The sequence below is a fragment of the Micromonospora sp. NPDC047620 genome, from assembly GCF_043205005.1.
Classification (GTDB): domain Bacteria; phylum Actinomycetota; class Actinomycetes; order Mycobacteriales; family Micromonosporaceae; genus Micromonospora.
In genome coordinates this window covers 48,058-63,340 of sequence record NZ_JBIDDG010000016.1, presented here as the reverse complement: position 1 = coordinate 63,340, position 15,283 = coordinate 48,058, and the positions used below count along the sequence as shown (strand labels likewise).

Below are 15,283 nucleotides of genomic sequence, written 5' to 3'. Positions count from 1 at the left end.
CCCTTCCGCACGTCGCCCACGCGCCCGAGCCGCCGCAGGCGTCGTACGCCCGGCGGGTCGCGCCGTCGGCGCTGCCGTGGTCAGACGGGAGTGATGTCGGCCGCCCAACCGTCCGCGAGCACCACCGCCTGGGCGACCACGACCCGCTCACCGTCGAAGGTCATCGCGGGCGAGCCGTGCAGCCGGTACCCGTCGGCGAGCGCCTCGCTGACACGCCGGCAGAAGTCGGCGTCGTCCGGCCCGGTGAGCAGGCGGTAGCGCAGGCGCGGCGACGCCTTGTCCTGATCCGTCACGCGGCGACCGTACCGCCTTCGCGGGGCGGGCGGTGGATGAGCAGGGCGGCCAACGCCGCGCCGGCCAGCAGCAGGCCGGCACACCAGAGCATCGCGTCCCGGTAGGCGCCGGTCAGCTCGCCCGCCTGCTCGTAGCCGGTGCCGGAGAGCCCGACCAGCAGCGGGAGCGCCGCCACCGCGAGCAGGCCGCCGGCCCGGGACGCCGCGTTGTTGAAGCCGCTCGCCACGCCGGCGAACCGGTCGTCGACCGCCGCCAGCACCGACGCGGTCAGCGGCGCCACCACCAGGGTCAGCCCGACCCCGAAGAGCACCACCCCGGGCAGCACGTCCCGCCAGTACGACGCGTCGGGGTCGACGCCCCGCAGCAGCACCAGCCCGGCGGCGGCGACCACCGGCCCGACGGTCAGCGGCAGCCGTGGCCCGATCCGCGCCGACAGCGCGCCGGCCCGCGCCGAGCCGACCAGCAGCAGCACCGTCATCGGCAGCAACGCGACCCCGGTGAGCAGCGCCGACCAGCCGACCACGTTCTGCAGGTAGACGGCGAGGAAGAAGGTGAAGCCGCCGAGCGCCGCGTAGACCAGCACGGTGAAGACGTTCAGCACGGAGAAGAGCTGGCTGCCGAACAGCCCGGTGGGCAGCATCGCGGTGTCGCCCCGGCGCCGCTCGACGAGCACGAAGGCCACCGCGCCGGCCACCCCGAGCAGCGCCGCGACCAGCACCGGCGCCGAGTCGAAGCCGCGCGCCGGGGCGTCGATCAGCGCGTACGTGACGCCGGCCAGGGCGAGCGCGCCGAGCAGCGCGCCGGCCACGTCGAAGCGGCGGCGCCGGCCGGCCGCCCGGGTGCGGGAGGTGGCCTCGTCCCGGCTCTCCGGCACCCAGCGCAGCGCGGCGAGCACCACCAGCACGGCCAGCGGCAGGTTGAGGAAGAAGATCCACCGCCAGGAGAGCGCGTCGATCAGCCAGCCGCCGATGAACGGGCCGAGCGCGGTGGAGACGCCGGACAGCCCCGACCAGGCGCCGATCGCCCGCCCCCGGTCGTCGGGGTGGAAGCTGGCCTGGAGCACCGACAGCGAGCCCGGGGTCAGCAGCGCGCCGCCGGCGCCCTGGAGGAAGCGGGCCGCGATCAGCCACTCCGTGCCCTGCGCCAGGCCGCAGAGCAGCGAGGCGGCGGTGAACCAGACCACCCCGAGCAGGAAGACCCGCCGCCGCCCGAAGCGGTCGCCGAGCGCGCCGCCAAGCAGGACGAAGGCGGCGAGCATCAGCAGGTACCCGTTGACCGTCCACTGGAGACCGGCGACGGTGGCCTCTAATTCCGCGCCGAGCCGGGGCAGCGCCACATTGACCACCGTGCTGTCCAGGAAGACCATGCCGGAGGCGAGGACGGCGGCGACCAGGGTGCCCCGACCGTGGGCGGTGCCCAGCCGGAGCGCGGGCGTGGAGTCGGTCATGGCGTCCAATCTTCCCCGCACCATATGAGAGACGCCACGAAACGCCGAAACCATGCCCGGGTACTGTGCGGGATCGCCGGGAGCCCGCAAGCTGGAGAGGTGTCGTCTGTGCGTACCAGATCAGGACCGCGCGTCGCGGTGGCGGCCGCGCTGGCCGCGGCGCTGGCGCTCGGCGCGGCCGGCTGCGTCCCCGTCGACGAGCCGGACGCCCCGCCGAGCAGCAGCGGCGGCAACGCCGCGCAGAAGCTGGCCCAGCTCAGCGTCGCCGGCGCGGGGTCGATGAAGGGCTACAGCCGGGAGCGTTTCCCGCACTGGCGGGACACCGGCAAGAACTGCGACGTGCGGGACAGCGTGCTGAAGCGCGACGGGGAGGACATCGAGCTCTCCGGCTGCAACGTGGTCGGCGGCCGGTGGGAGAGCGTGTACGACGACCGCGCCCTGACCGATCCGTCCGACGTGGACATCGACCACATGGTGCCGCTGGCGAACGCGTGGCGCTCCGGCGCCGACGAGTGGGACGACGCCAAGCGCGGCGACTTCGCCAACGACATGGACCGACCCCAGCTCATCGCGGTTTCCAAGAACTCCAACCGGGCAAAGGGTGATCAGGACCCGTCCCAGTGGAAACCGGCGAACCGGTCGTTCTGGTGCCAGTACGCCGAGAACTGGGTGACGGTCAAGCACCACTGGCGGCTCACGGTGACCAACGCCGAGAAGGCCGCCCTGACCGACATGTTGGAGGGCTGCACATGGGCGAACAAGCCGTGACCGGGGCCGGGGCGACCCCCGCCCCCGAGCAGATGCCGGACTCCGGCGGGGAGGACGCGGCGGCGGCCGCCGGTAGCGCGCCGGCGGGGCCGACCACGGCCGGCATGACGGCGGACGGGACGGCCGCCACGCAGACCGTGGTGCCGGGGGCGGGCATGGCCGCCGACGCCGGCGGCGCGTCGGCCGCCGCCCAGGAACGCACCGCCGACCTCGTGGCCGGCCCGGGCGGGGTGATGACCGACGAGGTCGGCGTGGTCACCGGCGAGCTGACCCTGCGCACCGGCTACGCCGACGGCCAGGTCACGCTGTCGGTGCAGTACAAGGACACCGACGAGTGGTACGCGGTGACCGGCGGCAGGGTAGCGCTGGCCGATCCGGCCGGGCTCGACGCGGTGCACGGCATCGCCGTCGCCCTGCTGAACCGCCCCGAGGGCTGACCGCACGGACGCGGCCCCGCTCGCGGGACCGCGTCCGTGGCGCGGGTCAGACGTACGAGCCGGGCTCGCTGGGGGCGGAGACGGTGTGCGGCTCCTCGCCCTCGCCCACCGGCCGGGTGAGCTGCACGCTGACCTTGTGCGGGCGCAGCTCGCCGCTGGCGATCCGCTCCGCGAAGTGGCAGGCGACCCGGCTTCCGCCGATCTCCCGCAGCACCGGCCGCTCGTCGGCGCAGCGGGTCGGCTGCGCCCACGGGCAGCGGGTGTGGAACCGGCAGCCCGCCGGCGGGTTGGCCGGCGAGGGCAGGTCGCCGGCGAGCAGGATGCGCTCCCGCCGGTCCTCCACGTCCGGGTCCGGCACCGGCACCGCCGACATCAGCGCCCGCGTGTAGGGGTGCAGCGGCTCCGTGTAGAGCCGGTCGCTCGGCGCCTCCTCGACCAGCGCGCCGAGGTACATCACGCCGACCGTGTCGGAGATGTGCCGCACCACGGCGAGGTCGTGCGCGATCACCAGGTAGGTCAGGCCGAGGCTGTCCTGGAGCTCGTCGAGCAGGTTCACCACCTGGGCCTGGATCGACACGTCGAGCGCGGAGACCGGCTCGTCGGCGACGATCAGGTCGGGCCCGAGCACCAGCGCCCGGGCGATGCCGATGCGCTGCCGCTGTCCGCCCGAGAACTCGTGCGGGTAGCGGGAGAGCGCCCAGCGGGGCAGGCCGACCTTGTCCAGCGTCTCGCTGATGATCCGCCGCCGCTCGTCGCGGTTGCCGCCGATGCCGTGGGTCTGCAACCCCTCGGTGAGGATCGACTCGACGTTCTGCCGGGGGTCCAGGCTCGACATCGGGTCCTGGAAGATCATCTGCATCCGGCGGCGCATCGACCGCAGCTTGCCCGCCGGCAGCTTCGTCAGCTCGACGCCGTCGAAGGCGACCTCGCCGCCGGTGGGCGGGGTGAGCTGGAGCAGCGCCCGGCCGAGCGTCGACTTGCCGCACCCGGACTCGCCCACCAGGCCGTACGTCTTGCCGCGCGCGATGCGCAGGTCGACCCCGTCGACCGCCTTCACGTGCCCGACCGTCCGGTCGAGGATCACCCCCCGCCGGATCGGGAAGTGCACCTTCAGGTCGCGGACCTCGACGAGGATGTCGCTCTCGGTCACGGCTTCTCCTCCTCGCGCGGGGCGGGCACCGGGCCCGCGGTCGCCTCCGCCGCCGGTGCGTCCGCCGGTGCGCCGGCGTCGGGTGCCGGTGCCGGGGCGTCGGCCGCCGGCGCCGTGGCGGCCGGCGGGGGCACGGTGCCGGGCAGCGGCGCCGGGTTCACGCAGCGGTAGCTGCGCCCGTCGTGCGCGAGCACCAGCGTCGGCGGCTCCCCCACGCACTCGTCGACCCGCCGGGCGCAGCGCGGCGCGAAGGCGCAGCCGTCCGGCCAGGGCAGCAGGTCGCGGACCGAGCCGGGGATCGGGTTCAGCCGCTCGCCGCGCCCCGCGTCCAGGCGGGGCACCGAGCCGAGCAGCCCCACCGTGTACGGGTGCCGCGGCTCGCGGAACAGCGGACGACGCCGGGCCGTCTCCACCACCCGGCCGGCGTAGAGCACGTTGATGGTGTCGCACATGCCGGCCACCACGCCCAGGTCGTGCGTGATCATGACGAGCGCGGTGCCGGAGTCGCGGACCAACTCCTTGAGCAACTCCAGGATCTGCGCCTGGATGGTGACGTCCAGCGCCGTGGTCGGCTCGTCGGCGATCAGCAGCCGGGGCTTGCAGGCCACCGCCATCGCGATGAGGGCGCGCTGCCGCATGCCGCCGGAGAGCTGGTGCGGGTACTCCTTCAACCGCCGCTTCGGGTCGGGGATGCCGACCCGGTCCAGCAGCGCCGCCGCTTCCTTCTCGGCCGCCGCGCCCCGCATCCCCCGGTGCCGCGCGAGCACCTCGGTGACCTGCAACCCGATCGGGATGACCGGGTTCAGGGAGGAGAGCGGATCCTGGAAGATCATCGCAACGTCCCGGCCGCGGATGTCCCGCCGGGACCGGTCGTCGAGCTGGAGCAGGTCGGTGCCGTCGAAGACCGCCTTGCCGCCGACGCGCAGGCCCGGCTGCTTGGGCAGCAGGCCCATGATCGCCAGCGAGGTGACGCTCTTGCCACAGCCGGACTCGCCCACCAGGCCGACCACCTCGCCGGCGTCGACGGAGAAGGAGACCCCGTCGACGGCGTGCACGGTGCGCTGACCGCGCCGGGCGAAGGTGACGGAGAGGTCGTCCACTTCGAGCAGTGCCATCATCGACCTTCCGTTCGCGACCGCGGGGCTCGCAACGCTTCACACATGCCGACCTACTTCCGCAGCTTCGGGTCGAGGGCCTCGCGCATCGCCTCACCGAGCAGGGTGAAGCCGAGCGCGGTGATGATGATCGCGACCGCCGGATAGACCGCCAGGCCCGGCCGGATGCCCAGGTACGGCTGCGCGTCGGCGAGCATCACGCCCCACTCGGGCACCGCCGTGTCGGGGTTGCCCAGGCCGAGGAAGGAGAGCGCGGCGGCCTCGATGATCGCCGTGGCCAGGGTCAGGGTGGCCTGCACGATCACCGGGGCGAGGGAGTTCGGCACCACGTGGGTGATCGCGATCTTCGACTTCTTCACGCCCAGCGAGGTGGCCGCCAGCACGTAGTCGCTGTTGGCCTGGGAGATCATCGAGCCGCGCAGCAGCCGGGCGAAGACCGGCACGGACACCACGCCGACCGCGATCATCACGGTGGTCAGGCTCGCCCCGAGCAGCGCGGCGATGCTCACGGCCAGCAGCAGGCTGGGCAGCGCCAGCATCATGTCGATGATCCGCATGAGCGCGGTGTCGATCGCCCGCCCCCACCGGCCGCCCAGGCCGGCGGCCGCGCCGGCGACCCCACCGATCAGGGCACCGATCGCCAGACCGATCAGCGTGGAGACCACGCCGACCAGCAGGGTCTGCCGGGCGCCGACGATCATCCGGCTGAACACGTCGCGGCCCTGGTGGTCGAAGCCGAGCCAGTGGTCTCCGGAGGCCCCCGGGATCAGGCCCTGGCCCGACTTGACCAGGCCCTCGCGAATGCCGATCGCGTCCGTCGGCCCGTACGGGACGAAGAACGGCCCGACCACCGCGACCAGGACGAAGAGCACCAGGATGACCGCGCCGATGATCGCCGCGGGGTTGCGCCGCAGCCGGCGGAACGCCTCCTGCCAGAGGCTGACGCCGCGCTCGTCGTCGCGGGCGGCCAGCTCGGAGAGCCGGTCGATCTTTTCCTTCTTCTTGCCGCTGGTGATCGTCACCGGACCCTCACCCTCGGGTCGATCAGGCTGTAGGAGAGGTCGACCAGGAGGTTCACCAGCACGTACACCACCGCAATGATCATGATGAAGCCCATCAGCACCGGGTAGTCCCGCTGGCCGATGGCGTCGTAGATGAACGCTCCGATGCCGCTGAAGGCGAAGACGGTCTCGGTCAGCACCGCGCCGGAGAGCAGGCCACCGGTGAGCAGGCCGATCGAGGTGACCACCGGCAGCATCGCGTTGCGCAGCACGTGCCGCCGACGGACGGTCCGCTCGGTGAGGCCCTTCGCCTCGGCGGTACGGACGAAGTCCTCGTTGAGCACCTCGAGCACGCTGGCCCGGGTGATCCGGACGATGATCGCCAGGGGGATGCTGGCCAGCGCGACGCCCGGCAGCACGAGGTGCCAGATCGCGTCGGCGGCGGCGTCCCACTCCCGGGTCATCAGGCCGTCGAGGACGAAGAAGTTGGTGATCCGGGTGGCGCCGAGCGTCGGGTCCTGCCGGCCGCTGGACGGGAACCAGCCGAGGTTCTCCGAGAAGATCGCCTTCAGCACGTAGGCCAGGAAGAACACGGGGATGCAGATGCCGATCAGCGAGCCGCCGACCGAGGCGTGGTCGAGCAGCCGGCCGCGACGGCGGGCGGCCAGGTAGCCGAGCGGGATGCCGAGCCCGATCGCGATCACCAGCGCCATGACGGTCAGCTCGACGGTGCCCGGGAAACGCTCCAGGAACTCCGTGGTGACCGCGCGCTTGGTGGAGGTCGAGGTGCCGAGGTCGAGGCGGAGCAGCCGCCGCACGAAACGGCCGTACTGCACCAGGATCGGCTCGTCGAGGCCCATGTTGCGCCGGATCGCGGCACGCATCTCGGGCGTGCCGCGCTCGCCGAGGATGGCGGTCTCGGGGCCGCCGGGCAGTCGGCGGAGCCAGATGAAGAGCAGGAGGGAGAGCCCGAACAGCGTGGGTATCAGCTGGAGCAGGCGTCTGACGATGAACCGGAACACGGTGGCCTCGAAAGGGGTACGGAGGGTCGCGGGCGGACGCTGTCGAAACAGCGCCCGCCCGCGGTCCTTGCGTCAGGTCAGGACTTGAACTCGGCCGTTTCAAGCCGCTCGTCGGTCAGCGGGCTGGCCTTGACCCCGGTCACGTCCTTGCCGAACACGATCGCCGGCGGCGAGTGCGACACCGGGACGCCGGGCAGGAACTCCATGATGGCCTTGTTCAGGGCCTTGTACTTCTCCACCCGGGCCGCCTGGTCGGCGGTGGTGTCGGCGTCCTTGAACTGGTCGAACAGGGCCTTGTTGGTGAAGCCCCACTCGTCCTTCGGCCGGTCGAAGAAGGTGCCGATGAAGTTGTAGGCGTCGCCGTAGTCACCGGTCCAGCCAAGGAAGTGGATGTCGTGCTTGCTGCCGGAGGTGGTGGCGTTGAGGTAGTCCGGGCTCCACTTGAGCGGGATGGCCTGGACGTTGATGCCGACCGCCTTGAGGTCCGCCGAGAGCAGCTCGAAGATGTCCTTCGGGTTCGGCATGTAGGGGCGGGTGACCTCGGTCGGGTAGTGGAACTTCAGGGTCAGGTTCGTCGCGCCGGCCTCGGCCAGCAGCTGCTTGGCCTTCTCCGGGTTGTAGTCGTACTTGACGACGTCGCCGTTCCAGCCCTCGACCGTGTCCGGCATGAAGTTCTCGGCGACCTTGGCGCCCGGGGGCAGCTTCGAGTCGACCAGCGCCTGCCGGTTCAGGGCGTGCGCGATGGCCTGCCGGACCTTGATGTCGGCGAGCTTCGGGTTGCCCTTCTGGTTGATGGCCAGGTAGAGCACGTTGAACGCCGGGCGGGTCAGGACGTTGAAGCCCTCACCCTTCAGCGGCTCGACGTCGGCCGGGCCGACCAGGTCGTAGCCCTGGATGTCGCCGGAGCGCAGCGCCTGCTTGCGCGCGTTCTCATCCGAGATGGTCTTGAAGATGAGGGTCTTCAGCTTGGCCTTGCCGCCGGCGTAGTCCTCGTTGCGCTCCAGGGTCAGCGTCTTGTTGGCGACGTCCCAGGACTTGAACTTGAACGGACCGGTGCCGGTGGGGTGCTCCATCGCGTACGCCGGGTACTTGATGTCCTCGGCGGTGCCGCCCACGTTGCTGGCGTCGTACTTCTCCAGCGCGGTCGGGCTGTGGATGGAGAACGACGGCAGCATCAGCGCGGCCGGGATCTTGCTGGAGACCCGGGTGAAGGCCAGGTCCACGGTGGTGGCGTCCTTGACGGTGCAGGACTTGAAGAGGCTCGGCGGCAGCTCCGCGTCCTCGTTCTTGGCGAAGCCGCCCATGACGTCCTGCCAGTACGCCGTCACGTCGGGGCTCTGCATGAGGCCCTTGGCGTTGTACCAGCGGTCGAAGTTCTTGCAGACCGCCTCGGCGTTGAAGTCGGTGCCGTCGTGGAACTTCACGCCGGAACGCAGCTTGAAGGTCCACGTCGTGCCGGCGGCGTCCGGAGTCCAGGACTCGGCCAGACCGGGGGTGATCTTCGTGCCCCCCTCCTCCGGCGTGACCAGCGTCTCGAAGATGCTGCGTGCGACGCGCAGCGACTCACCGTCGCTGGCGAAGCTCGGGTCGAGCACCTTCGGGTCTCCGGCGACGCCGAAGACGAGGGTGTCCTTCTTGCTACCGCCGGAACTGTCACCGCGGTCGCTCTCGGCGCAGCCTGCTACCGCGAGGGCCGCGACCGCGACGGCCGCGATAGCGACCTTCGGCCTGGATGCACGCATGGTGCTTCTCCTTGGGGGTACGGACAACGTGGTGACAGGGGTCACCGATGGCCGTGACCTTAGCCTTCGTTCGGACCGCCGGGAAACCTTCGTCGAAGCGGTTGGTACCGGATCGTGTCTTAACCGATGCGCCCCGCCCCCGAGGCCGTGCCGGACCGCCATCATAGGGGCGAAATGTCCGGGTTTACCGATGCAAATTTGTTACATCGATCGACGGGCTACTTCGTCCACATGTCAGAACCCACAGTGGACGCGCGGACAGGTACGACCATGGCCGGCACCGGGATCCGGTGCCGGCCACGATCGGCGGATCAGACGGCGCGGCGCCCCTCGAAGGCCCGCCCGAGGGTGATCTCGTCGGCGTACTCCAGGTCGCCTCCGACCGGCAGGCCGCTCGCCAGCCGGGTCACCGCGATGCCCATCGGCTTGACCATCAACGCCAGGTAGGTGGCGGTGGCCTCGCCCTCGGTGTTCGGGTCCGTGGCCAGGATCAGCTCCCGCACCGCACCCCCGCCCAGGCGGGTCATCAGCTCGCGGATGCGCAGGTTGTCGGGCCCGATGCCCTCCAGCGGGTTGATCGCCCCGCCGAGCACGTGGTAGCGGCCCCGGAACTCACCGGTCCGCTCGATCGCGACCACGTCCTTCGGCTCCTCGACCACGCAGAGCACCTCGTCGGTGCGGCGCGGGTCGCGGCAGATCCGGCACTGGTCGGACTCGGCCACGTTGTAACAGCTGGTGCAGAACCGCACCAACTCCTTGACCTTGCGCAGCGCGCCGGCCAGCCGGTTGACGTCGGCCGGGTCGGCCGACAGGACGTGGAAGGCGATCCGCTGCGCGCTCTTCGGGCCGACGCCCGGCAGCCGCCCCAGCTCGTCGATCAGGTCCTGGATGGCACCCTCGTACATCTGCCGCTCAGAAACCGGGCAGGCCGAGGCCGCCCATGCCGCCGGTGACCGGGCCCATCTTCTTCTCGGTCAGCTCCCGGGCCGCCTCGGCGGCGTTGTGCATCGCCGCGACGACCAGGTCCTCCAGGGTCTCCACATCCTCCGGGTCGACCGCCTTGGGGTCGATCTTGATCGCCTTGAGCTCCCCGGTGCCGGCGACGGTCGCGGTCACCAGGCCGCCCCCGGCGGTGCCGGTCAGCTCGGCATCGGCGAGCTCGGCCTGGGCCTTGGCGATCTGCTGCTGCATCTTCTGCGCCTGCTTCAGCATCTGCTGCATGTTCGGCTGTCCACCTGGGCGCACGGATGGCTCCTTCTCGCACTCGTCTGCTCGGCCGCCGCTCAGCCTATCCGCTGTGAGCGGCCTCGCCCCGCCTGGTGCTTCCCCGTCCGGCGGGTCCCGGCGGAAGATCACGGGATCGACCGGAGGGAGACGCGGATGTCCCGGGAAGCCCACCGGGGTGCTCGGCGTTCCCTGCCCGGCCCGTGGCCCTACCGGGCGTCCACCTCGTCGATCTTCTCGGCGCCGAACGCCTCGCGCAGCAGCCGTACCGCCTGCTCCTCGCTGGACTCCCGCGCGGTCCGCTCGTCGAGCACCTCGTCCAGCGGCTCGTCGCCCGGGTCGAAGCCCTCGTAGGTCGGGCTCGCCGGCTGGGCGCCGCCGGGGCGTCCCCCGCCGCCGCGCACCGGCCCGTCGAAGTCCGGGTCGTACGGCGGCTCGCCGGCCCAGTCGGCGTCCGCGGTCTTCCGGGCCGCCTGGGCCGGACGCGGACCGCGTCCCGCCGCAGCCGCCCGCGCCGCCGCGATCGCGCTGCTCACCGGGGGACCGGCGGGCACGGCCTGCTGCGGCGCCGCCGAGGGACCGGCCGGCTTCGGTACGGCCGGCGCGGCGGTCACCAACGCGCTGCCCGTCGGTGCGGTGGTCGTCGCCGCGCCCGCCGCCGAGGTGGCCGTCGACGTGGTGGCCGACGTGCCGCCCGGCCGGGCCGGTTCCGGCCAGTCGTCGGCGCCCCCGGCCGCGCCACCCGGGCGGGCCGGTTCGGGCCAGTCCTCGGCTCCGCCGGCCGCGCCGCCGGGCCGGGCCGCCTCGGGCCAGTCCTCGGCGTCGTCGGCGGACGTGTTGCCGCCCCGCGCCGCACCCGCACCGGACGCCGGACGGGTCGCCCCGCCCTGGCCGCCCGCGCCACCACGAGGCCCACCGGCCACGCCATCGGGCCCGTCGGCCGCACCGCTCGGGCCGCTCGGTCCACTCGGTGCGCCGGACATGCCGCCGCCCGTGCCGTTGCCGGACGGGCCGGCGCCGCCCGGGGCCTGGTGGACGGGGGCAGCCGGCGGCGGGGAGGCCGGGCGGGCCGGAGCGGCGGGACGGGACGGGCCACCGAGCGACGCGCCACCCCGCTCGCCGGCCACCTCGCAGCGGATCTGCCAGCGGCTGCCGAACTCCTCGTACAGCGCCTCGGCCAGCACCGAGGTGTGGTTGCCCATCATCTGCGCGAGCACCGGCGACTTGACGGTCAGCACCAGGGTGTCGCCGTCCACGTCGCGGACCACTGCGTCGCGCATCAGCGCGGCGGCCGGCTTCTTGATCCGGTTGACCTTGGCGACGATGTCCGGCCAGACCCGGCGCACCGCGACGGCGTCCAGCGCGCCCGCCGGAGCCGCGCCGGGGCGGGGCGGCTCCGGGGTGGCCGGGTCGGGCATCACCGCCGAGGGCGGCACCGGACGGCGGGCGGGAGCATCGGCGGGCGGGCCACCGGCGGTCGCACCCACCGGGTCCGCGGCACCCGGGACCGCCTCCGCCGACCGGGAACCGGTGGCAGCCCCGGCTGCGGCGCGGGCGGCGGCAACACCGGACGGAGCGGCGGCAGCCGCCGGCGGGCCGGCGGGCCCCGGGTCGGGCGCGGCGGCAGCCGCGGTCGCGGCGGGAGTGTCGGGGCGTACCGGAGCCGGGGCGGCCGGCGCGGGGCCGGCGGCGGCCGGCGGCGCGTCGGTGCCGGCGAGGGTGAGCCGGCGCTCCACGCGTTCCAGGCGCTGGAGCAGGCCGCCGGTGGTGTCGTCGGCGCCGGGCAGCAGCATCCGGGCGCAGATCAGCTCCAGCAGCAGCCGGGGGGCGGTGGTGCCGCGCATCTCCACCAGGCCGTTGTGCACGATGTCGGCGCAGCGGGACAGGGTGCCCGGGCCGAGCCGCTGGGCCTGGGCGGTCATCCGCTCGATCTGGTCGGTCGGGCCGTCGATCAGGCCCTTGGCGGCGGCATCCGGCACCTGCTGGAGCACGATCAGGTCGCGCAGCCGCTCCAGCAGGTCGGAGGCGAACCGGCGCGGGTCGTGCCCGGCCTCCGCCACCCGGTCGACGGTCGCGTACGCGGCCGCCCCGTCGCCGGCGGCCAGCGCGTCGCACATCTCGTCGATCAGGGCGGCGTCGGTGACACCGAGCAGCGCGGCGGCGCGGGGGTAGGTGACCCCCTCCGGCCCGGCCCCGGCGATGAGCTGGTCGAGCACGGAGAGGCTGTCCCGGGCGCTGCCGCCGCCCGCGCGCACCACCAGCGGGAATACCGCCTGCTCGACCGCCACGCCCTCCGCCTCGCAGAGCTGCTCCAGGTAGGGCCGGAGCGTCTTCGGCGGGATCAGCCGGAACGGGTAGTGGTGGGTCCGCGACTTGATCGTGCCGAGGACCTTCTCCGGCTCGGTGGTCGCGAAGATGAACTTGACGTACTCCGGGGGCTCCTCGACCAGCTTGAGCAGGGCGTTGAAGCCGGCCGACGAGACCATGTGCGCCTCGTCGATGACGTAGATCTTGAAGCGGCTGCGGGCCGGCGCGAAGAACGCCTTCTCGCGCAGCTCGCGGGCGTCGTCGACGCCGCCGTGGCTGGCCGCGTCGATCTCGATGACGTCGATCGACCCGGCGCCGTCGGTGGCCAGCGAGCGGCACGACTCGCACTGCCCGCACGGCTCCGGGGTGGGACCCTGCTCACAGTTGAGGGAGCGGGCCAGGATCCGGGCGCTGGAGGTCTTGCCGCAGCCCCGGGGACCGGATAAGAGGTATGCGTGGTTGAGCCGCCCGCTGCGCAGCGCCTGCGACAGCGGCTCGGTGACGTGCTCCTGCCCGATGATCTCGGCGAAGGTGCGTGGCCGGTACTTGCGGTAGAGCGCCAGTGCCACCCGTCCCGCCTCCTCTCGACCGAGCCATTCTGCGCCGGTCAGCCGCGGGTGACCACCCACCCCGCCGGTGACCTGACCCGCAGGGACGTTACCGGCACCCGGAGACAGAAAGGCCCCCCGTGCACCCGTCAGAGCCCGCTTATCCTTGCTGCCTTCCGGCCCTGGGGAGGTTCACGAGATACACGCCGCACGGGGGGTACCACCAAGCCTACCCGACCGGCGGTCGATCTTCAGGGGGTGGTGGGGTGGCCGACCCGCCGGGGACCTGTATCCTCTTCTGCGGAGGATTCGCCTAGAGGCCTAGGGCGCACGCTTGGAAAGCGTGTTGGGTTCACACCCTCACGAGTTCGAATCTCGTATCCTCCGCTCGCTTGAGCAGCACGATCGCGAGGGCCGGCCCCATCAGGGACCGGCCCTCCGTCGTCTCTACGGTCGCTCTCGTCTCACTTGCCCTGTTCCGGCCCCTCTGGCTGTCCCTCGCCGGACTCCCCCGGCCGGCGCGGCAGGTCGCCCCAGAGCAGCCCGCCGAGCTGCTGCGCGATGTCGCGGCGAACCTGATCCGTCATGTGCTGGTACCGGACGGCCATTGCCGAGTTCGACCAGCCCATGATGCCCATCACGGCGCGGCCGGAGACGCCGAGGACCAGGAGGACGGTGGCGGCAGTGTGCCGGGCATCGTGCAGCCGGCCATCCCGCACTCCGGCGAGCTTAAGCAGCCGCTTCCATTCGTCGTAGTCCGTCGCCTGATGGATCGCCTCTCCGGTTGGCGAGGCGAACACCCACCCTTCATCGCGCCAGAGCTGCGCGGCGGTTTCGCGCTCGGCGTCCTGTTCCTTCCGGTGCTGCCGGAGTAGTTCGATCAGGGCATCCGGCAGGCCGATGGAGCGGCGGCCGGCGCGGGATCTGGGTCTGCTGCTATCGGCCGTTCGTTCACACGATCAGGGCATTGGCCGGGCAAATTCTGCTCGCATTTCCCGTCGCAGCCGTGCCGCCATTTCGGTCGGAGAAGCGTGCGGCGCACGGTGAGCGTTCCGTTGTTCAAATCCACGTCCGGCCATTTCAGGCCGAGCGCTTCGCCCTGGCGCAGCCCGAATGCGAGCGCTACGGCCCATCGGGCGCTGTTCCTCCGCGATGCCGCCGCGCGAAGGATCGCCTGCACCTCGGGGACGATGTACGGCTGCACCTCGGAATCTGGGAGGCGGGGCGGCTTGGCCAGCGCGGCGGGATTCCGGGCGAGGTGCCCACGGCGGACCGCCTCGCCGAGGGCCGTGCGGATGGTCCGGTGCGCCTGGTGGGCAGTGCCGGCCGCGCTGCCGTTGGCCATCATCCGGCCGTACAGCTTCTCCAGGTGCTCTGGCTCCAAGTGGCCGAGGCGGTGGGCGCCCACTCCGGGGATCAGGTGCCGGCGGACGGCGACCCGGTAGCCGTCGAGGGTGTTCGTACGGACCACCGGGCCGGCGATGTTCTCAACCCAATGCGTGAGCCACTTCTCGACGGTCCAGCGCTGCCCCGGCTTCCGTACCGTGCCGTTGTCGCGCTCGCGTTCCAACGCGCGGACTTTGCGGATCACCTCGGCCTCGGTCTTCGCTTGGACGTGCCGCCGGTCCGGCTTGCCGTTGTCCTTAACTCCGACCGTGACGCGGCCGTGCCAGTAGCCGTCACCTCCCTTATAGATACTCGATGCACCGTTTGGCTTTCGCCCCATTGGCCGGCTCCTTTCGTCAGGCGGCGTGGTCGACGGGCGTCGGGTCGGCGAGGAGGTTCCGCACGTACTCGTCAAGGCAGAAGGCGGGCACGCGGCGGAGACGGCCGATCGTGACGGTGCGGATCTGGCCGGCCTTGATGAGGGCGTACATGGTGGTGCGGCCGATGCCGAGACGCTCTGCGGCGTCTTCGATGGTCAGGACGATGCGGTTATCGGCGCTTGTCATGGCCGGGTGTCCTCCCTCGGGTGGCGTCGAGGTAGATGCGCTGGAACATCGGGGATCGGCGGTCGGGGTAGGGCCGGCTGACCTGCTGGATGTACAGCACTTGGGCGATGGCGGCGAGTGCTGCGGCTGTTTCAGCGGGTGTGCCGTGCAGCCTGATTCGCACGGTGAGGGCCTTTCGGTCGGCAGACGTCACTTGTGGAGGAACAGGAAGGCATCGCCATAGAACGGCGTAGAATGGCCCACTGAGAGCCGCGGAGAGCCAAGATTTCGGGCGTC

The 15,283-nt window shown here is 72.2% G+C and carries 15 protein-coding genes, 1 tRNA gene and 1 other RNA gene; 3 read left to right on the top strand and 14 right to left on the bottom strand.

Annotated features, from left to right (window positions below):
* Positions 1-80 precede the first annotated feature (80 nt).
* Complete coding sequence (locus ACGF5C_RS20955) at positions 81-293, bottom strand: DUF1737 domain-containing protein (RefSeq protein ID WP_357456368.1); 213 nt, start codon at positions 291-293, stop codon at positions 81-83.
* Positions 290-1,741 (bottom strand): MFS transporter, encoded by a 1,452-nt coding sequence (locus ACGF5C_RS20950; RefSeq protein ID WP_393303921.1) that lies wholly within the window; start codon positions 1,739-1,741, stop codon positions 290-292. The genes ACGF5C_RS20955 and ACGF5C_RS20950 overlap by 4 nt, the downstream gene beginning before the upstream one ends.
* Before the next feature lie 108 nt (positions 1,742-1,849).
* Between ACGF5C_RS20950 and ACGF5C_RS20945 the strand changes: the two genes are divergently transcribed.
* Complete coding sequence (locus ACGF5C_RS20945; protein WP_393303919.1) at positions 1,850-2,509, top strand: HNH endonuclease family protein; 660 nt, start codon at positions 1,850-1,852, stop codon at positions 2,507-2,509.
* Positions 2,491-2,946, top strand: coding sequence for a hypothetical protein (locus tag ACGF5C_RS20940; RefSeq protein ID WP_393303917.1), 456 nt, complete (start codon positions 2,491-2,493; stop codon positions 2,944-2,946). Before ACGF5C_RS20945 ends, ACGF5C_RS20940 begins: the two co-directional genes overlap by 19 nt.
* Before the next feature lie 46 nt (positions 2,947-2,992).
* Here the strand turns inward: ACGF5C_RS20940 and ACGF5C_RS20935 are convergent, their stop codons facing one another.
* From ACGF5C_RS20935 to ffs, 9 genes are all read right to left on the bottom strand, one after another.
* Complete coding sequence (locus tag ACGF5C_RS20935; RefSeq protein WP_393303915.1) at positions 2,993-4,096, bottom strand: ABC transporter ATP-binding protein; 1,104 nt, start codon at positions 4,094-4,096, stop codon at positions 2,993-2,995.
* Positions 4,093-5,211, bottom strand: coding sequence for an ABC transporter ATP-binding protein (locus ACGF5C_RS20930; RefSeq protein ID WP_393303913.1), 1,119 nt, complete (start codon positions 5,209-5,211; stop codon positions 4,093-4,095). Before ACGF5C_RS20930 ends, ACGF5C_RS20935 begins: the two co-directional genes overlap by 4 nt.
* Positions 5,212-5,264: 53 nt before the next feature.
* Positions 5,265-6,233 carry an ABC transporter permease gene (locus tag ACGF5C_RS20925; protein ID WP_393303911.1) on the bottom strand — a complete coding sequence of 323 codons (969 nt, stop codon included), beginning with the start codon at positions 6,231-6,233 and terminating at the stop codon, positions 5,265-5,267.
* Positions 6,230-7,234, bottom strand: a complete 1,005-nt coding sequence (locus ACGF5C_RS20920; RefSeq protein ID WP_393111548.1) for an ABC transporter permease — start codon at positions 7,232-7,234, stop codon at positions 6,230-6,232. Before ACGF5C_RS20920 ends, ACGF5C_RS20925 begins: the two co-directional genes overlap by 4 nt.
* A gap of 77 nt (positions 7,235-7,311) precedes the next feature.
* Entirely contained in the window at positions 7,312-8,976 is a 1,665-nt protein-coding gene (locus ACGF5C_RS20915) for an ABC transporter substrate-binding protein (RefSeq protein ID WP_393303909.1), read from the bottom strand.
* A 311-nt stretch (positions 8,977-9,287) separates the two neighbouring features.
* Positions 9,288-9,881, bottom strand: coding sequence for a recombination mediator RecR (gene recR / locus ACGF5C_RS20910; RefSeq protein ID WP_350683348.1), 594 nt, complete (start codon positions 9,879-9,881; stop codon positions 9,288-9,290).
* Between the two features lie 7 nt (positions 9,882-9,888).
* On the bottom strand, positions 9,889-10,197 hold the full coding sequence (locus ACGF5C_RS20905; protein ID WP_393304069.1) for a YbaB/EbfC family nucleoid-associated protein: 309 nt from the start codon (positions 10,195-10,197) through the stop codon (positions 9,889-9,891).
* 212 nt (positions 10,198-10,409) lie between these two features.
* The gene (locus ACGF5C_RS20900) at positions 10,410-13,076 is read right to left on the bottom strand and encodes a DNA polymerase III subunit gamma and tau (RefSeq protein ID WP_393303907.1); all 2,667 of its coding nucleotides are present in this window, start codon (positions 13,074-13,076) and stop codon (positions 10,410-10,412) included.
* Positions 13,077-13,184: 108 nt separating this feature from the next.
* Positions 13,185-13,275, bottom strand: an RNA gene (gene ffs / locus ACGF5C_RS20895) — signal recognition particle sRNA small type.
* Between the two features lie 82 nt (positions 13,276-13,357).
* On the opposite strand from ffs, the gene ACGF5C_RS20890 reads away from it, so the two are divergent.
* Positions 13,358-13,442 (top strand) — tRNA-Ser (locus ACGF5C_RS20890).
* Between the two features lie 77 nt (positions 13,443-13,519).
* On the opposite strand, the gene ACGF5C_RS20885 is transcribed toward ACGF5C_RS20890, so the two are convergent.
* Genes ACGF5C_RS20885 through ACGF5C_RS20875 form a run of 3 tightly spaced genes read right to left on the bottom strand, consistent with a single transcriptional unit; the run spans position 13,520 to position 15,007 of the window.
* Positions 13,520-13,936, bottom strand: a complete 417-nt coding sequence (locus ACGF5C_RS20885; RefSeq protein WP_393304067.1) for a tyrosine-type recombinase/integrase — start codon at positions 13,934-13,936, stop codon at positions 13,520-13,522.
* A complete protein-coding gene (locus ACGF5C_RS20880; RefSeq protein ID WP_393303905.1) occupies positions 13,936-14,781 on the bottom strand; it encodes a tyrosine-type recombinase/integrase in 846 nt (281 codons plus the stop codon). The genes ACGF5C_RS20885 and ACGF5C_RS20880 overlap by 1 nt, the downstream gene beginning before the upstream one ends.
* Positions 14,782-14,797: 16 nt before the next feature.
* A complete protein-coding gene (locus ACGF5C_RS20875) occupies positions 14,798-15,007 on the bottom strand; it encodes a helix-turn-helix domain-containing protein (protein WP_393303903.1) in 210 nt (69 codons plus the stop codon).
* Positions 15,008-15,283 lie beyond the last annotated feature (276 nt).